This is a genomic window from Microbacterium sp. AG157, assembly GCF_003385695.1.
GTDB lineage: Bacteria > Actinomycetota > Actinomycetes > Actinomycetales > Microbacteriaceae > Microbacterium > Microbacterium testaceum.
The window spans coordinates 712,859-729,686 of sequence record NZ_QRDK01000002.1 but is presented as its reverse complement, the minus strand read 5'-3'; the positions used below and the strand labels follow the sequence as shown (position 1 = coordinate 729,686).

Below are 16,828 nucleotides of genomic sequence, written 5' to 3'. Positions count from 1 at the left end.
GAGATCCCTCATGAACCGACCCTCGGGTCCCTCCGACGAGACCGCCGGGTCGTCCGAGCCGCGGCAGCTCCGTCGGGCGATGAATGCTCGCCACCTCGTCATGATCGCCCTCGGCGGCGTCATCGGGTCGGGACTCTTCCTCAGCTCGGGGTACACGATCGCGCAGGCGGGTCCGCTCGGCGCCGTGCTCGCGTACCTGCTCGGTGCGTTCGTTGTGTGGCTGGTCATGGTGTGCCTGGGCGAGCTCGCGGTGACCTACCCCGTGTCGGGCTCGATCCACATCTACGCCGCGCGCACCATGGGGCCGGCGACCGGCTTCGCCACGGCCTGGCTGTACTGGCTGTGCTGGGTCGTGGCTCTCGGGTCGGAGTTCACGGCATCCGGGATCCTCATGCAGAGGTGGTTCCCGAACGTCGATGTGTGGGTGTGGTGCGTCGTCTTCGCCGCCATCCTGTTCACCCTCAACGCCATCTCGGCGCGGGTGTTCGGCGAGACCGAGTTCTGGTTCGCCCTCATCAAGGTGCTCGCGATCGTGGCGCTCATCGTCCTCGGGGGCATGGCCATCTTCGGCTTCACCCCTCTGTCGTCCGAGCCGCACGAAGCGGTGCTGTTGAGCAACTTCGTCACGCCCGAGGGGCTGCTGCCCGCCGGTCTGGGCGGCGTGCTCATCACCTCGCTCGCCGTCTTCTACGCCTTCAGCGGTGCCGAGATCGTCGGAGTCGCCGCCGGTGAGACGAAGGACCCCGCCCGCAACATCCCGCGGGCCCTGCGCTCGACGGTGCTCCGCCTGCTCGTGCTGTTCGTCGGGTCGATCGTCGTGATCGCCGCCCTGTTGCCGTACGACGAAGCCGGCGTCAGCGAGAGCCCCTTCGTCGAGGTTTTCGACATCGTCGGGGTGCCGTATGCCGCCGACATCATGAACTTCGTCGTCATCACCGCCCTGCTCTCGGTCGGCAACAGCGGCCTGTACTCCTGTGCGCGCATGCTGTTCTCGCTCGCCGAAGAGGGATATGCGCCGCGGGCGTTCACGAAGCTGACGCGCCGTGGCATCCCGATGGTGGCTCTGGTGGTCAGCCTCGCGATCGGCCTCGTCTCGCTCATCACGAGTGTCGTCGCAGCCGAGACGGTGTACATCGTGCTCGTGTCGATCGCCGGGTTCGCGGCCGTGGCGGTGTGGATGGCGATCGTCGCTGCGCAGTTCTTCCACCGGCGCGCGTTCCTGCGCGAGGGCGGCGACCTCTCGACCCTCGCCTACCGCACGCCGCTGTACCCGCTGGTCCCGATCCTCGCGTTCGTGCTGCTCACCGCGTCGATCGTGGCGATCGCGTTCGACCCGAACCAGGTCGCGGCGCTGTACTTCGGCATCCCGTTCGTGGGCCTGTGCTATCTGATCTTCTGGTTGCGTTACGGCCGCCGGGGCCTCGCGCCCACGCGCCGCGACGAAGAAGCGCCCGTCGCCTGAGCCGAGAGGGGCTGTACACCGCGTCCAGTCCTGCCCCTCCCGAGCGCCGGGGTGGCGGATGCTGGGACCCCGCTGCCCGCAGTAGCGTCGCCGCAACACCGAGCACGCGGGAGGACCCATGGAAACCGTCGACACCGTCGTCGTCGGGGCGGGGGTGGCGGGACTCGCCGCCGCTCGCCTGATCGCGCGGGGCGGGCGCCGGGTCGTGGTGCTCGAAGCCCGCGACCGGGTGGGCGGACGCGTCTTCACCGATCGCTCCGGCGGGCACGTCACCGACCGCGGTGCCTCATGGATCCACGGCATCAACGACAGTCCGGTGGCCGCCGCGGCCCGCGCCTTCGGCATGCCCATGATCGAGTTCACCGTCGGCGGGTACCAGCCCGACTCCCGGCCGCTGGCCTACTTCGACGCCCGTGGGCAGCGACTGGGCTCCGACGCGGTGCGGCAGTACGCCGCCGACATCCGCACGCTCAATGCGACGCTGACCGAGGTCATCGCCCGGGCCGAGCCCGAGGCGACCTACGCCGAAGCGGTCGAGCGCGCTCTCGCCGAGCAGGACTGGGATTCCGAGCGCGCGGAACGCGTGCGCGAGTACAACGACCGCCGGGCGCAGGAGCAGTACGGCATCGGCATGAGCGAGCTCGGGGCGCACGGCCTCGACGACGACACCGTCGACGGTGACGAGGTGGTCTTCCCTCGCGGCTATGACGAGCTCGCGACGAACCTCGCCGCGGGCCTCGACGTGCGTCTGGAGCACGTGGTGTCGCGCGTCGAGCGTTCCCCCGCCGGCGTCGTCGTCGAGACCGACCGCGGAACGTTCGCGGCGCGCGAGGTCGTGGTGACGGTCCCCGTCGGGATCCTCCATGCGGGCGATCTGTCGATCGAGCCCCCCCTTCCCGAGGCGCACCAGCGCGCCCTCGGTCTGCTTCGCATGAACGCGTTCGAGAAGGTCGTGCTGCGCTTCGCCGAACGATTCTGGGATGCCGGGGTCTACGGCATCCGTCAGCTCGGCGACGAGGGGGAGTGGTGGCACTCCTGGTACGACCTCGGACGACTCCACGACGAGCCGGCGCTACTCACCTTCGCGGCCGGCCCCGCCGCGGTCGCCACGCGCACCTGGAGCGACGAGCAGATCGTCGCCTCGACGCTGACGCAACTGCGGCGGCTGTACGGGAAGGCCGTGCCCGACCCGACGAGCGCGATCGTCACCCGCTGGCAGGACGATCCGTTCTCGCGGGGCTCGTACGCGTTCATGCTCCCCGGTTCGATCGGCGCCGACCACGACGATCTCGCGGAGCCCGTCGACGGCGTCCTGCACCTCGCCGGGGAGGCGACGTGGGGCGACGATCCCGCGACCGTCCCCGGCGCCCTGCTGTCGGGGCACCGGGCGGCGCAGAACGTGCTCGGTGCGAAGATTCCGGTCAGCGACCTCTGGGCGTAGCCGCGGAGCCCGTGCCCCGGCAGGCTCAGCCGCCTTCGTGCAGTGCGGCCGCCGTGACGGAGCTGCGCGACCGCTCTAACGAGGCTCGGGCCCCGTCGCCACGGGCAGCTCGGGGTGGTTCGACCACTGACTCCACGAGCCCGGGAACAGTCGAGGCTCGAAGCCCGCGAGGCTGAGCGCAACGGCCTGGTGCGCCGCGGTGACCCCGGACCCGCAGTAGACGCCGACGCTCATGCCGTCCTCGGCGCCGAGCATGCGGAACCGCGACCGCAGGTCTTCGGGCGAACGGAACCGTCCGTCCTCGCTCGTGTTCTCGGTGGTCGGTGCGCTCACCGCTCCCGGGACGTGGCCTGCGCGCGGATCGATCGGCTCGGTCTCGCCGCGGTAGCGCTCGCCCGCCCGCGCGTCGAGCAGCAGTCCGTGTTCCGCGAATCCGGCGACGTCGTCGAGAGCGAGCGACGGGAGTGCCCCGTAGGAGAGTTCGACGGATCCGGGTGCCGGGGTCGCGGCATCCCCTTCCTCCGTCTCGTAACCCGCATCGATCCACGCGCGCAGGGCGCCGTCGAGCAGACGCACGTCGGCGAAGCCGGCAGAGCGCAGGAGCCACCAGGCCCGGGCGCTCGCCATGTTCTTCGCGTCGTCGTAGACGATGACGGTATCGCCGGCGTCGATCCCCCATCGACGTGCCGTCGCCTGCAGATCGTCGATGGAGGGGAGCGGATGCCGACCTTCGGTGACGGGAGCGTCATGGTCGGCGAGGTCGTGATCGAGGGCGACGTACTGCGCCCCGGGGATGTGGCCCGAGCGGTAGTCCGGGCGCCCGTCGGGGCGGTCGAGGCGCCACCGCACGTCGAGCAGGCGGACCGGTCCGCCGTCGTCGTAGCGGCCGGTGGCGAGGGCGTCGTGCAACTCTTCGGCGGTGGTGAGGATCGAGGCCATGTGTCCAGTCTGTCCTCTCGGCCCGAGCAGCCAAGACACGGGGGCGGTCGCCGGCTCCGTCAGCATCTTCGGTAGGTCGCCCATCGGCGGCATCCACCGGTCTCACGTGTGGGTCGTCGGGGCCTTCCGCGAGCAGGCGCGGGCCGAGAGCGAGCCCAGGGGGCAGCGTTGTACGGTCGAAGGATGCCCGTCTCCGTGCACCGTTCGCCCGTCGCCGACATCGCCCCGCTCACGCTCTACCGCATCCTCTGGATGCGCGTGGCCGTCTTCGTCGTCGAGCAAGAGGCCGCCTACCCCGAGATCGACGGGCGAGACATCGAACCCGGCGCCGAGTTGCTCTGGGCCGCAGACGGCGACGACGTCCTCGCAACGCTCCGTGTGCTCCGCGAGCCCGCCAACACGCGCATCGGTCGCGTCGCCACCGCCCCCGAAGCTCGAGGCCGCGGCATCGCCGCCCAGCTCATGCGAGCGGCGATCGAGGTGCTGGATGCCGAGGCCCCCGGCATCCCGATCCTGCTGGATGCCCAGGCCCACCTCGCTCCCTGGTACGGGCGGTTCGGCTTCGTCGTGTCGGGCGCGCCCTTCGCCGAGGACGGGATCCCGCACGTGCCGATGCGGCGCACGCACCTCGCCACCGAGCGTCTGATCTTGCGCGAGTGGACGCGCTCCGACGACGATCGCGCCTTCCTCTTCGACATGTACCGTCGTTCCCAGGTGCGGCGGTATCTCGCCAACGGTCAGGTCATGACGGATCCCGCCGAGGTCGACGTCCTGCTCGACCGCTGGCAGGGGATGGGCGCGGGGATTCTCGGCGTGCGCGCCGTCGAAACCGCCGACGGGAAGCGGATCGGTTCGGTGCTGCTCAAGCGCATCCCGTGGTCGGAGGCCGTCGCGACCGGTCGCGACGAGGAGATCGAGCTCGGCTGGCACTTTCACCCCGATGCCTGGGGACACGGGTACGCGACCGAGGCGGCATCCGCGGTGCTCTCCCTGGCCCATCGGCACGGCATCGATCGCGTCGTCGCCGTGACCAACCCGGCGAACACCGCCTCCGGTGGCGTGGCGGGGCGCATCGGAATGTCTGCCGCGGGCCTTACGAGGGACTACTACGACGCGGAGTGCGAACTGTACGTCTCCGATGGGCGCGCCTAGGGGCCGTCCGTGCGATCCGGCCGGCATCCACCGGTCGCGGTCCACGGCGACGGGTCGGGCCCGCCGGCGCCGTGCTCGCGTTGCGTGGTCAGAGGTGGATGCCGTTGTCTTCGTCGTTGACGCCGACGTTGCGGCCGCGGCTCGATTCGTAGGCGATCAGCCATCCCACCGACACCGCGGCGGCGATGACGATGCCGAGCCACACGTTCTGCCACACCAGTCCGAAGAGCACGCCGAGCCCGAGGAGCAGCAGACTCCCGAGCACCCAGTAGGTGCGCCCTCGCGGCCAGCCGGTTCCCGTCTGCGTCATGCGCCCAGCCTAGGGGAGTGCTCAGTCGCCCTCGCCGACGGCGACCATCCACGCGACGCCGAAGCGATCGACGAGCGTCCCGTAGAGCCCGCCCCACGGCGGCACGTCGACCGGCATGTCGATCCGGCCGCCCGCCGCGAGAGCGTCGAACCATTCGCGCAGCGTGTCCTCCTCGTCGCCGGTGAGCGCCAGAGAGAAGCCGCCGACGGGGGAGACATCCATCCCCGAGGGCGTGTCAGAGGCCATGAGGACGAAACCCCGGGGCGTCCGCAGCCGCGCGTGCATCACGAGATGCCCCTCGCCCTCGACGACGGGCATCTGGAAGTCGTCGAAGCTCGCGACGTCGAGTTCGCCCCCGAAGACCGAATGGTAGAACTCCATCGCCTCGCGCGTGCAGGAGCGGAACTGCAGGTATGCCACCAGTGCGGTTGTCATGCCGCCAGTGTGCACCGTCGAGCCGAGACTGTCACCCGGCACGGTGAGCTCGCTCAGCGGGCTCGGTGGTCTTCGGGATGGAGTCGGGGGCCGCGGCGCGGCTCGAGTGCGGAGCCGGCGTAGATGAGACGGATGACGCGCTGGCGGTGTCCAGAGAAGGGCTCGAGCAACTCGAGCATGCCGTCATCATCGGTACGGTGCCCGGTGAGCGCGAAACCGACCTGGTGGGCGAGGTGGTAGTCGCCGACGCTCACGGCATCCGGATCGCCGAAAGCGCGGATGCGCGTCTCGGCACTCGTCCAGATGCCCACGCCGCGGAGGCTGATGAAGACGCGGTCGCGGGCCTCGCCGTCGGCGGCCGTGCTCGCCGCGCGCACGATCGAGGCGCCTCGACGGGACGTCTCGACGATCGTGCGGGACTGCGGCGGCTCGAGACCTGCGCGATGCCACGCCCACGAGGGGATGAGACGCCAGCCGTCGACGGTCGGTGGGGCGAACATCGGGCGCGGGGTCGGCCCGGGTGCGCGCTCGCCGTACCAGGTGACGATGCTCCGCCACGCGGAGAAGGCCTGCATGCTCGTGACCTTCTGCTCCATGATCGCGCTGACGAGCGCGTCGAAGACGAGGTCGGTGCGGCCGATGCGCAGATCGGGGTGCCGGCGGTGCCACTCGGAGACGGAGGGATGCCGCGACGCGTCGAAGCCGTCCGTATCGTCATCGCGGCCGCACAAGGCCGGCACCTGGTCGAGGGCCCACTCGGCGCCCGGCCCCCAGGCCGCGGCCCGGACGGTACCGGCCGCGCTCTGTCTCAGGGCGAGGGTCGCGACGCCCAGCGGGGTGCGGCTGGCCCGCCAGACGATGCCTCCCGCCGACAGGGGGGTCGACGCGGTGAATGTCGGGTCGTTGCGGCCGTGCCGCTGAGCGAGGACGGCACGACCGACGTCCGTGGCAACCGTCGGTCGGTACTCGGACTCCACCGGCTTCTCGACCGAGGCGGCGAGCTCGCGCGGTATCTGCCGCGCGCGCACCCCGGTCGATCTCATGCCGACACCCTACGTCGCCCCACCGACAACGCGGCATCCGGGGCGATCGCGGCCGATCGGTCGAGCCGCCGCTCAGAAGCGATCGGGCGAAGGGGTTCCGTGGCCGTAGCGGATCGACACGTCGGCGTGACGGTCGAAGCGGTACCCGACGCCGCGCACGGTGCGCACGATGTCCTCGTACACGCCGAGCTTCGCCCGCAGACGGCGCACGTGCACGTCGATGGTGCGCTCACCCGGGGCTTCGTCGTCTGTCGAGCCCTCCCAGAGTGATGCCACGAGCTCGGTGCGCTCGATCGTGCGGCCCTCACGGAGCACGAGGTACTGCAGCAGCTCGAATTCCTTGAACGTGAAGGCGGCCGATTCGCCGTCGATGAGGACGCGCTTGCGTGAGATGTCGACCACGACACCGCCGGGCGCGCGATCTTCCTCAGCGGGCTCGTCCTTCGTGCGGGCGACGGCGGACGGCTCGTGCAGCGCGAGGCGCACGACATCGACATCGCGGCCGCCTGAGCCGACGGGGGCGAGGGCGACGGTGGCGTAGGTCTCGGCGGCAGGGGCCAATTCGCCGAGGGTGCGGCGCAGAGCCTCGACGAGAGTGCCGAGGCTGACGCCCGCGGCGGCGGCCTTGGCCTCGTCGATGCCGACGTAGAGGGCGAATCCGCGCGGGGCGGTCGTCGCGGGCGCGGCAGGACGTGCCGCGGGGGCGGCGCTCGTCACTCCCGCCGTGGCGCGGGGAGTGGCGGGACGGACGGCGGTGGTCGCGGGGCGGTCGAGAACGGCGGAGATCGACATGAGGAGAAAGTCCTTGGGTGTGTGAACCCGGGCGTCAACGAGAGCGGGGTTCGACGGGAGGTAGAGGCCGAGGGGCCGGAGTGCGGTTGTCGGGGTGCGCGTGATCGACGCGGACGTCAGACGACCGGAGACGACGTCGGTGTTCAGAAACCGAGGTGGTCCGAGCGAGGGTCGCTGTTAGCGGCACATTCGACAACACATCGCAACGCGGCCGGGCATCATCATGCCGGCAGTCCTGTTCGCCTCCCGGGCGGACAGAGAACGCGCGTTGAGAGTCATGGGGGGATTATGACGCAGGACGTCGGACTTCGTCAAATCGCACGAGGTGCTCGAGTATGGAGCATCCTGCTCAGATCGGGTGGCTTCCTGGGGCTTCGGACCGTGCAATCTGCGCGAACAGAGCCAGGGGGTCGTCATCGGCGTAGCCTCTCGACCATGGCCGATCTGCTTTTCGCCGACGATAAGACCGCGTCCCGCTACACCCTGCACAACGGAGACGACCTCGTCTCCGTTCTCGACTACCGCGACGACGGACGCACCGTCGCTCTCACGCGCGCGTTCACCATCCCCACCTTCCGCGGCCACGGGTACGCGGCCGTGATCACCGAGCGGGCGGTCGATGCGATCGAGGCGGCGGGCGACCGTGAGATCTTGCCCGTCTGCTGGTACGTGGGGGAGTGGTTCGAGTCGCACCCCGAGCGCGCGGGCCTGCTGCACCAGCGCCCCGCGGGCTGAGTCCGGCGCCTACGCAGCCCGTGAGCGGTCGTCAACCCCTGCCCGGTCGGATGCCGGCGAGACGAAGCTGTACCCGGAGAAAGGGGAAGTCATGACAGACGACCGCGACCTGCCCGAGGGCGTCATCGACGCCGACCCCGCCGGTGGCTGGGAGAGTGACGCCGTCGCAGACGGCGAGACCGCAGAACAGAACGAGCACGCGAAGGGCTCGCCGCGACTGAACGACGCGGAGCCCTCGGACCCCATCGAGGGGGATGCCGCCAGCCAGGGCATCGACCCCGATCTGAGCACGGAGGACTGACATGTCGGATGACACCCGGGCGCCCCAGCCCAGCAGCGGCCCCGGCGGCGGCGCCGACGCGGCGGACTCGGTGGGCGGCGCTGTCCACCAGGACCGCAAGCTCTCGCACCCCGACGAGCAGTCGGAACCGGCGATGGACATGCATGCGACCGACGACACTGCCCGTATCCAGGGCGTCGTCGTGCAGACGCGTGCCGACGTCGGAGACAAGAGCGAGGAGCGGATCGCCGACGTGCTGCGCCAGCGCTTCCTCGACATCGGTCTCGACCTGGGCGACGACCGTATCCGGGCACTGGCCGCCGAGGTCGCCGGCTCCTGACCCCGCGATAGCGCCTCGCCCCGGGAACACCCGGCGGTGGGGCGTTTTCGCGTCTGCGGGGAGCGTGGTCGGGCGTTTGCTGCGAGCCGATGTCGGAGGGGCGACGTACCGTGTCTGCATGCGGATCCTGCACACCTCCGACTGGCACATCGGGCGCTCCTTCCACGGGCACTCGACGCTCGACGCACTGGGCAGCGTCCTCGAAGCCCTCGTCACGCAGGTCCGCGAGCATGCGGTCGACGTGGTGATCGTCGCGGGCGACGTCTTCGACTCCGCCGCCCCCTCCGCGGCCTGCTACCCGGTCCTCTCGTCCACTTTGGCCGCGCTCGCCGATGCCGGCGCACGGGTCGTCGTCACGAGCGGCAACCACGATTCCGCCGCCCGCCTCGGTTTCCAGTCCGCTCTCCTTCGGAAGGAGATCACGGTCGTCACCGATCCCCGTTCCGTCGGCACCCCGGTGACCGTCGACGACGAGGACGGTCCCGTGCACATCTACGGCATCCCGTACCTCGAGCCCGCCATCGTTCGCCACCTCTGGGACGGCGTCGAGCTGCGCAGCCAGGCGCAGACGATGCAGCACGCGCTCGACCTCGTCCGCGCCGACCTCGGCGAACGCGGCGGGCGTTCGGTGGTCGCGGCGCACTGCTTCGCCGCGGGGGTCGATGCCACCCCGGGAGTCGAACGCGAGATCCGACAGGGCGGCCTCGACGTCGTCCCGCTCCCCGCGTTCGACGGGCCCGACTACGTCGCCCTCGGCCACATCCACGGTCGTCAGCAGTTGTCCGATCGCGTCCGTTACGCCGGCGCCCCGGTGCACTACAGCTTCGGCGAGGCAGGAAAACCCCGTGGTTCGTGGCTGGTCGACCTCGACGCCGAGGGGCTGGCCGACGTGACCTGGCTCGATCTGCCGGTGCCCCGTCCGCTCGTGACGCTTCGCGCCCGCCTCGACGAGCTGCTCACCGACGAGCGCTTCGCAGGCCACGACGAGCACTGGGTGCGCGCCGAGTACACCGATTCCACGCCTCAGCCCGATCCGATGCGGCGACTGCAGTCGCGCTTCCCCTGGTGCGCGACGGTGGTCCATCTGCCCGCCGAGACGCAAGCCGACGACGGCGCCGGGTACGCGCGACGTGTGCGCGCCGCACGCGACGACGCCGAGATCGTCGATACGTTCCTTGCTCACGTCCGTGAAGGAGAGGGGGCGTCCGAAGCCGAACGTGCGCTCATCCGCGACGTGCTCGACGCGCGGTCCGTCGCGGAGGCGAACGCATGAAACTCCACAGCCTCGTCCTCGAAGGGTTCGGTCCGTTCCTCGAGGCGCAGACGGTCGACTTCGACGCGTTCACGCCAGACGGCATCTTCCTCATCACGGGGCGCACGGGCGCCGGCAAATCGAGCGTGCTCGACGGTGTCTGCTACGCCCTCTACGGAGGCGTGCCGCGATACGACGGCGCCGACCGCCGGTTGCGCAGCGACCACTGCGGACCCGACGACCCCACGCGCGTCACGCTCGAGTTCAGCGCGGAGGGGGAGCGGTGGCGCATCACCCGCTCGCCCGAGTTCGAACGTCCGAAACGGCGCGGTGGGGGGACGACGAAGGAACCGCACCGCGCCCTCCTCGAGATCCTCGCCCCCGAGGGCTGGACCGGAGTGGCCGCACGGCCCGTCGACGTCGCCGCGCGCCTCGACGAGATCCTGGGCCTGACCCAGCAGCAGTTCCTGCAGGTCATCCTGCTCGCGCAAAACCGGTTCGCACGGTTCCTGCTCGCCAAGAACGACGAGCGCCTGAGCCTGCTGCGAACGCTGTTCGGGACGCGCTCCTTCGAGCAGTACGCGGCCGACCTCGACGAGCGTCGCAAGAGCGCGGCGCAACGTCTCGCTGCCGAGGGCGTCGAGGTGACGACGCTTCTCGACGAGGCGGAGCGTCTTGCCGGCGAACTCGATCCCGAAGACGACCTCGCCGCCGCCGAGGTCGTCGAGACCCCGGCAGGTGCACCCGTCAGCGTGAGCGAACGGCTCGCCCTCGTCGTTCGAGCCGTGGAACGCGCCGACTATCGCGTCGAGACCGCCGCGCGAGAGCGCGACGATAGCGATGCGCGACTCGATCGGGCCCTGGCCGCTCAGCGGGAAGCGGCCACGCTCCATGAACGCCAGCAGGATCGATCGCGACTGCGGGACCGTCTGGCGGTTCTCGAGGCGGACGACGCGCGCATCACCGCCGCGCGCGAGGAGTCGCGCTGCGCGGCCGAGGCCGAGACGATGCGGGCCGCGATCGATGCGGCCGAGATCGCACGGAAGGCGCTCGCATCCGCCGTGGACGCCGCCGACACGGCGAAAGAGAAGGCCGGTCTGCTCGGGGAACCGCGTAGCGCGGGCGCCGCCGTCGGACCCTCGACGGACACGACGGCGAACCCCGCCCCTCCCGGCGGAGCCGCCCTCGATCGGGCCGTTCTCGTCGCCCGCGACGACGAGCTCACCGCGCTGCTCGCGCGGGGACAGTCCGCCCTGAGCGCCGAAGCCGAGCTCGACGTCCTCGAGGCTGAGCTCGATCGGCTCACGACCCTGGTCGCCCGGACCGCCGCCGATCGCGATGCTCTCGTCGAGGGACGAGCCGAGGTTCCCGAGGCCCTGCGTGCTCTCGACGAGCGCCTCGAACAGCTCGCCGGCGCCGAGACCCGCAAGACCACCGCGACGAGCGCGCGCGACGACCTGGGTCGCCGCGTGCAGGCCGCGCGCCGTGCGGCGCAGCTGCAAGACGAACGCGATCAGGCCGATCTCGCATCTCTGGTGCGCGCCGACGAGGTGCAGCGCGCCGTCGACTCGTGGACCAGCCTCCTGCGTCGCCGACTCGCAGGCGCGGCCGTCGAGCTGGCCCATGACCTCGTCGTCGGAGAGCCGTGTGCCGTGTGCGGTGCACGGGAGCACCCCGCTCCCGCTCGCGGCGACGAAGAGCCCGTGACCGATGACGAGATCACCGCCGCAGAAGACCGCAAGAACGCGGCGGTCGAGCAGGACCGACTCGCCTCCGACGCTGCTCGCGTCGCGCGTGACGCTCACGCGCTCGCCGCAGCCCTGGCGGGGGGAGAAAGCGTCGAAGCCCTCGAGGAGAGGTTGGCTCATGCCGATGAGGCGCTCGTGGCGGCCTCGGCCGAGGTCGCCGAGCGCGAGAGCCTCCACGCGGAACGGGCGCGCGTGGCCGACCTCGATGCGGCGGTCGCCTCGCGTATCGACGCATTTACGAGCAGGCTCGCGAGCACGCGACAGGATCTCGCTCTGGCCGAGCAGAGGGTGACGGGTCTGCGTAGCGAGGTGGCCGCCGCGCGGGGAGACTTCGACAGCGTGACCGCTCGCCAGAGCGATCTGCGTTCCCGGCGAGATGCGGTGCGCGAGCTGGTCGCGGCAAGAGACGCGGTCGAGGCGGCGGCCGCGCACGAGCTCGAGGCGGCGGACACGGTCGCGTCGCGCGTGGGCGAGAGCTCCTTCGCCGACGTCGACGCCGTGATCCGGGCGCTCCGGCCGGCAGCCGATCGCCGTCGCCTCGATACCGCCATCGCCGAACACGATGCGGCGAGAGCCTCGGTTCGCCAACGGCTGCTCGAGCTCGAGCTCCTCCTCGTCGATGCACCCGATGACCCCGTCGACCCCGCCCCGTACGCCGAGGCCGTCGCCCGCGCCCGCGAGGTCGTCCAGCAGACCACCGCTGCGCATTCGTCCGCTCGGGTTCTCGCGGATCGGCTGAGAGGGCTCGCCCAGCGCGCCGACGACGCTCACGCGGCTGTGGCGGCGCTTTCCGACGAGCACGCCGTCATCGCTCGACTTGCCGATACCGTCGCCGGGCGTGCGCCGAACACACGTCGCATGACCCTCGAGACCTTCGTGCTCGCCGCCGAGCTCGAAGAGATCGTGGCAGCGGCCAACCTGCGCCTCGACGACATGTCGTCCGGTCGCTACCGTCTTCAGCACACCGACGCCCTGGCCGCCCGCGGAGCGGCGAGCGGACTCGGGCTCGAGGTGGTCGACGCGTTCACGGGGCAGAGCCGGCCCCCGCAGTCGCTGTCGGGCGGTGAGACGTTCCTCACCTCCCTCGCGCTGGCCCTCGGCCTCGCCGAGGTGGTGACGGCGCGAGCGGGCGGCATCCGGCTCGATACGCTCTTCATCGACGAGGGCTTCGGCTCGCTCGACGACGACACGCTCGACCTCGCCATGCGGACTCTCGACGAACTGCGGCAGGGTGGGCGAACGGTCGGCGTCATCAGCCACGTCGCGGCGATGAAAGACCAGCTCCCCGCGCAGCTGCACGTCACGGCCACGCCCAGGGGACCGAGCGTGATCCGACAGGACGCCCCGGCGCTGATGGCCTGAGAGGGGCCGCTTCGCCGGACGGCAGGCCCAGGGGGAGAAGCCCGGGCCGGGTCATCTGCCAGCCTTCCGCTCTAGGCTGGGCATATGCGCAAGAGCACCCTGTGGACCATCCTCGGCGTCGTCGTCGCCGTGATCATCGCGTGGGTTCTGGTGAACATCCTGTTCTCGCTCATCGCGTTCGTCTTCCGCCTCCTCGCCGTCGCGGTCGTCGCGCTCATCGTCTTCTTCGTGCTGCGCGCGGTCTTCGCGCGCCGAGACGCCGACTGACGCGTTCGTCCCGAGGTCATCGCGCCCCGCCGCGCAACCCCGGATCGGGTGTCCGAGCCCCGGAGTACCGTCGGCAGCGATGACTCCTCCATCTTCCGCGCCCACGGATTCCGCCCATCCCCCCACCCGCGACATCGTGCTGTCACCGAAGCACCGGTGGCGCGCCTACTGGGTGGCGGTCGCGGTCGCCGCGTTGACGATCCTCGACCTCACCAAGGTCAACGTCGCGCTCCCCTCGATAGAGGCGGCGCTGAATGCCGGTCCGACCGAGCTGCAGCTCGTGGTCTCGGGATACATCCTCACCTTCGGGCTGGTGCTCGTCCCGGCCGGACGCTTGGGAGATCTCCGTTCGCGACGCATGCTGTTCCTCGTCGGGCTCTCGCTGTTCCTCGTCACGAGCCTGGCGTGCGCTCTCGCCCCGAACACGACCGTGCTCCTCGTCGCGCGCCTGCTGCAGGGCGTCGCCGCCGGCATTCAGATGCCTCAGGTTCTCGGTCTCGTGCAGCAGCTGTTCCAGGGCAAGGAGCGAGGCCGCGCGTTCGGCCTGTTCGGTGCGACGATCGGCATCGCGACGGCCTTCGGCCCCACACTGGGCGGTCTGCTCATCGCCCTGGGCGGAGACACCGACGGCTGGCGCCTCATCTTCTGGATCAACGTCCCGCTCGTCGCCATCGTCATCGCCCTGGCGGCGTGGCTGTTACCCGACACGCGGACCAGGTCGCACCGCAAGCTCGATCTCGATCCGGTCGGTGTGGTGCTCTTCGCGCTGACGATCCTGTCGCTCATGTGGCCGTTCCTGTTCACCACGGGGAGCCCGGACGACAACCCGCACCGTTGGTGGTTCCTGGTGGCGTCCGTGATCTTCGCCGCGGGGTTCGTGTTCTGGGAGCGCCGCTATGCAGAGCGGGGACGGATGCCGCTCATGCCGTTCGCGATCTTCTCGTTCTCGTCGTATCGCAACGGCGTGCTCATCTCGACCGCTTATTTCTCCGCGGTCCCCGCCATGTTCCTGCTCGGGACGCTCTTCCTGCAGGGCGGTCTGGGCCTCGAGCCAGTGTTCGCCGGGATGGTCACGATCGGTTTCGCCGTCGCATCCGCGTGGAGTTCGTGGATCGGCGGAAACCTCGTCACCCGACTCGGGCGCCCGCTGGTGGTCTGGGGCATTGTGGGCATGGTCGTCACCGCCGGGGGCCTCGTCCTGGCCGCTCTCTTCACGCCCCCGGAATGGACCCCGTGGGCGATGGCCGCCGTCATGACCTTCGGCGGCTTTGCGGGCGGTCTCGTCATCTCGCCCAACCAGACGCTCACCCTCGCCGAGATCCCCGTGAAGAGCGGCGGTGTCGCGGGATCCGTGGGGCAACTGGGGCAACGCATCGGCACCGCGGTCGGCACGGCCATCGCCCTCGCTCTGTTCTATGCGACGGTCTATCGCGAGCAGGCCAGCGTCGACGACGCGGCCGTGCTCTACCACGATGCCTACGCGTCGGGCATGATCACGGTGGGCATCTTCCTCGCGCTCGCGCTCGTCGTCGGCGTCACCGATCTCGCGGGTCGCGCGCGATCGGGGTCGCAGACACCCTAGGCGCGCGCGATCCCCGGAGCGGAATCAGACGCCGTAGCGGGCGCGGATTTCGGCGTGCAACTCGTGGCTGCACCGTTCGACGACGTCGTCCCACAGTTCGGTGGCGCCGTCCTGTGCCCGGTCCGAGACGGCGCGCAGGATGCGGATGGGCACGCCGAACTGCTGCGCGACCCAGATCAACGCGTACGACTCCATGTCGACCAGGCGGGCACCGAGGCCGCGAATGAGGCGCACGGCTTCTGCGTCGTCGACGAAGTGGTCTCCGGTCGCGATGACCATGCCTTCGGAGCCGGTCTCGACGCGGGACGGAAGCGACACATGCTCTCCGAATGTGCCGTCCAGGCCCTTCACGTCGTGCTGGATCGCTGCAGCGATGTCGTAGATACCGCCCTCGACGTCATCGTCGATCGCTCCCGCCGTGCCGACGACAACGATTTCGTCGTAGTCTCCCTCGCACAGAGCCCGCGTGAGCGCGTAGGCGGCGGGGATCTTTCCGACGCCGGTGAGCAGACGCTCGAAACCGGGGATCTCCGCCTCGAAGGCGATCAGTTCGGACGCATGGGCGGCAACGAGGAGCTTCACGTCCTCATTCTCGCCCACTGCGGGTGTCGACGCAGCGAGTCCCACCGCGAGGAACGCCCGCCGTAGGGGGGGGGAACACGCTGCACGCGGATCCCCGTACGGCGGGCGTTCCTAGGTCGAGGGAGCAAAGGCGTGGGCTGTACCCGCGCATCCCGCCCTCCTCAGCCCTGGGCGGCCTCCGACACCGACGACAGGTGCGCGACCTCGTCGGCCGTCAGCTCGAGAGAGGCGCTGGCGAGAAGGTCCGCGACCTGCTCCACCTTCGAGGCGCTCGCGATGGGAGCGGCGACGGTCGGCTGGGCACGCAGCCACGCGAGGGCCGTGGTCGCGATCGAGGCACCGTGCGCGTCGCCGACCTCTTCGAGCGCGTCGATCAGCGCCAGTCCGGCCGGAGTGGCCAGCTTCGCGGCGCCTTCCGCCCGGGGCGAGGTGCCGGTGGCATCCGACGAACGGTACTTGCCGGTGAGGAATCCGCTCGCGAGCGCGTAATAGGGCACGAGTGACATGCCGTGCTGCTCGGCCACGGGCACGATCTCGCTCTCGACCTCGGTGCGGTGCACGAGGTTGTAGTGCGGCTGGACAGCGACCGGGAGGTCGGCTCCCGATGCTTCGGCCAACGAGATCCACTCGCGGATGCGCGCCGCGGTGTAGTTCGATACCGCCACGTACCGCACGAGTCCGTCGCGCACGAGGTCGGCGAAACCGGCGACGGTCTCTTCGAGAGGCGTCTCCGCGTCGTCGAAGTGGGCGTAGTACAGGTCGATCGAGTCGACGCCGAGACGCGTGAGCGAGGCTTCCGCGGCGGCGCGGATGTTCGTTGCGCTCAGCCCACGGAACTCGGGGTGCTGGCTGACCTTCGTGGCCACGACGACGTTCTCGGGCTTGCGGGAGGCCAGCCACTCGCCGATGAGGGTCTCGCTCTCACCGCCCGAGTTGCCGGGCACCCAGGCGCTGTACGCGTCGGCGGTGTCGATGAAGTTCCCGCCCCCGGAGTGGAAGGCGTCGAGAACCGCGAACGAGGTCTCGCGGTCGGCGGTCCAGCCGAAGACGTTGCCGCCCAGGGAGAGGGGGAGGATGTCGACGTCGCTGCGTCCGATACGCGTCAT

Annotated in this window: 17 protein-coding genes; 10 read left to right on the top strand and 7 right to left on the bottom strand. The window is 70.4% G+C overall.

Going from position 1 to position 16,828, the window contains the following annotated elements; translation table 11 throughout:
- The first annotated feature begins 10 nt into the window (after positions 1-10).
- Complete coding sequence (locus DEU35_RS09305; protein ID WP_116239310.1) at positions 11-1,462, top strand: amino acid permease; 1,452 nt, start codon at positions 11-13, stop codon at positions 1,460-1,462.
- A 118-nt stretch (positions 1,463-1,580) separates the two neighbouring features.
- Positions 1,581-2,903 (top strand): NAD(P)/FAD-dependent oxidoreductase, encoded by a 1,323-nt coding sequence (locus DEU35_RS09300; RefSeq protein ID WP_116239309.1) that lies wholly within the window; start codon positions 1,581-1,583, stop codon positions 2,901-2,903.
- Positions 2,904-2,978: 75 nt separating this feature from the next.
- Here DEU35_RS09300 and DEU35_RS09295 read toward each other — a convergent pair whose 3' ends face one another.
- Positions 2,979-3,842, bottom strand: coding sequence for a sulfurtransferase (locus DEU35_RS09295; RefSeq protein ID WP_116239308.1), 864 nt, complete (start codon positions 3,840-3,842; stop codon positions 2,979-2,981).
- 183 nt (positions 3,843-4,025) lie between these two features.
- Here DEU35_RS09295 and DEU35_RS17530 point away from each other — a divergent pair, with 183 nt between their 5' ends.
- Complete coding sequence (locus DEU35_RS17530) at positions 4,026-4,994, top strand: GNAT family N-acetyltransferase (protein ID WP_220340845.1); 969 nt, start codon at positions 4,026-4,028, stop codon at positions 4,992-4,994.
- Between the two features lie 88 nt (positions 4,995-5,082).
- Here the strand turns inward: DEU35_RS17530 and DEU35_RS09285 are convergent, their stop codons facing one another.
- From DEU35_RS09285 to DEU35_RS09270, 4 genes are all read right to left on the bottom strand, one after another.
- Positions 5,083-5,304: a hypothetical protein gene (locus DEU35_RS09285; RefSeq protein ID WP_103205829.1), complete on the bottom strand. Its 222-nt coding sequence runs from the start codon at positions 5,302-5,304 to the stop codon at positions 5,083-5,085.
- A gap of 21 nt (positions 5,305-5,325) precedes the next feature.
- The gene (locus DEU35_RS09280) at positions 5,326-5,739 is read right to left on the bottom strand and encodes a VOC family protein (RefSeq protein ID WP_103206404.1); all 414 of its coding nucleotides are present in this window, start codon (positions 5,737-5,739) and stop codon (positions 5,326-5,328) included.
- Positions 5,740-5,792: 53 nt separating this feature from the next.
- Entirely contained in the window at positions 5,793-6,782 is a 990-nt protein-coding gene (locus tag DEU35_RS09275; RefSeq protein WP_116239307.1) for a DNA-3-methyladenine glycosylase, read from the bottom strand.
- Between the two features lie 72 nt (positions 6,783-6,854).
- Entirely contained in the window at positions 6,855-7,574 is a 720-nt protein-coding gene (locus tag DEU35_RS09270; RefSeq protein WP_116239306.1) for a winged helix-turn-helix domain-containing protein, read from the bottom strand.
- A 435-nt stretch (positions 7,575-8,009) separates the two neighbouring features.
- On the opposite strand from DEU35_RS09270, the gene DEU35_RS09265 reads away from it, so the two are divergent.
- From DEU35_RS09265 to DEU35_RS09235, 7 genes are all read left to right on the top strand, one after another.
- Complete coding sequence (locus DEU35_RS09265; protein WP_116239305.1) at positions 8,010-8,309, top strand: GNAT family N-acetyltransferase; 300 nt, start codon at positions 8,010-8,012, stop codon at positions 8,307-8,309.
- Between the two features lie 91 nt (positions 8,310-8,400).
- Positions 8,401-8,610, top strand: a complete 210-nt coding sequence (locus tag DEU35_RS09260) for a hypothetical protein (protein ID WP_116239304.1) — start codon at positions 8,401-8,403, stop codon at positions 8,608-8,610.
- Between the two features lies 1 nt (position 8,611).
- Positions 8,612-8,929, top strand: a complete 318-nt coding sequence (locus DEU35_RS09255) for a hypothetical protein (RefSeq protein WP_103205834.1) — start codon at positions 8,612-8,614, stop codon at positions 8,927-8,929.
- A gap of 118 nt (positions 8,930-9,047) precedes the next feature.
- Positions 9,048-10,202, top strand: coding sequence for an exonuclease SbcCD subunit D (locus tag DEU35_RS09250; RefSeq protein WP_103205835.1), 1,155 nt, complete (start codon positions 9,048-9,050; stop codon positions 10,200-10,202).
- The gene (locus DEU35_RS09245) at positions 10,199-13,291 is read left to right on the top strand and encodes an AAA family ATPase (RefSeq protein WP_116239303.1); all 3,093 of its coding nucleotides are present in this window, start codon (positions 10,199-10,201) and stop codon (positions 13,289-13,291) included. The genes DEU35_RS09250 and DEU35_RS09245 overlap by 4 nt, the downstream gene beginning before the upstream one ends.
- Before the next feature lie 84 nt (positions 13,292-13,375).
- Positions 13,376-13,558, top strand: coding sequence for a hypothetical protein (locus tag DEU35_RS09240; protein WP_103205837.1), 183 nt, complete (start codon positions 13,376-13,378; stop codon positions 13,556-13,558).
- Positions 13,559-13,637: 79 nt separating this feature from the next.
- Entirely contained in the window at positions 13,638-15,140 is a 1,503-nt protein-coding gene (locus DEU35_RS09235) for an MFS transporter (protein ID WP_246078262.1), read from the top strand.
- Positions 15,141-15,164: 24 nt separating this feature from the next.
- Here DEU35_RS09235 and DEU35_RS09230 read toward each other — a convergent pair whose 3' ends face one another.
- Together DEU35_RS09230 and DEU35_RS09225 are read right to left on the bottom strand one after the other, a co-directional pair.
- Positions 15,165-15,722: a nucleoside phosphorylase gene (locus tag DEU35_RS09230; protein WP_116239369.1), complete on the bottom strand. Its 558-nt coding sequence runs from the start codon at positions 15,720-15,722 to the stop codon at positions 15,165-15,167.
- A gap of 161 nt (positions 15,723-15,883) precedes the next feature.
- Complete coding sequence (locus DEU35_RS09225; protein ID WP_116239302.1) at positions 15,884-16,828, bottom strand: aldo/keto reductase; 945 nt, start codon at positions 16,826-16,828, stop codon at positions 15,884-15,886.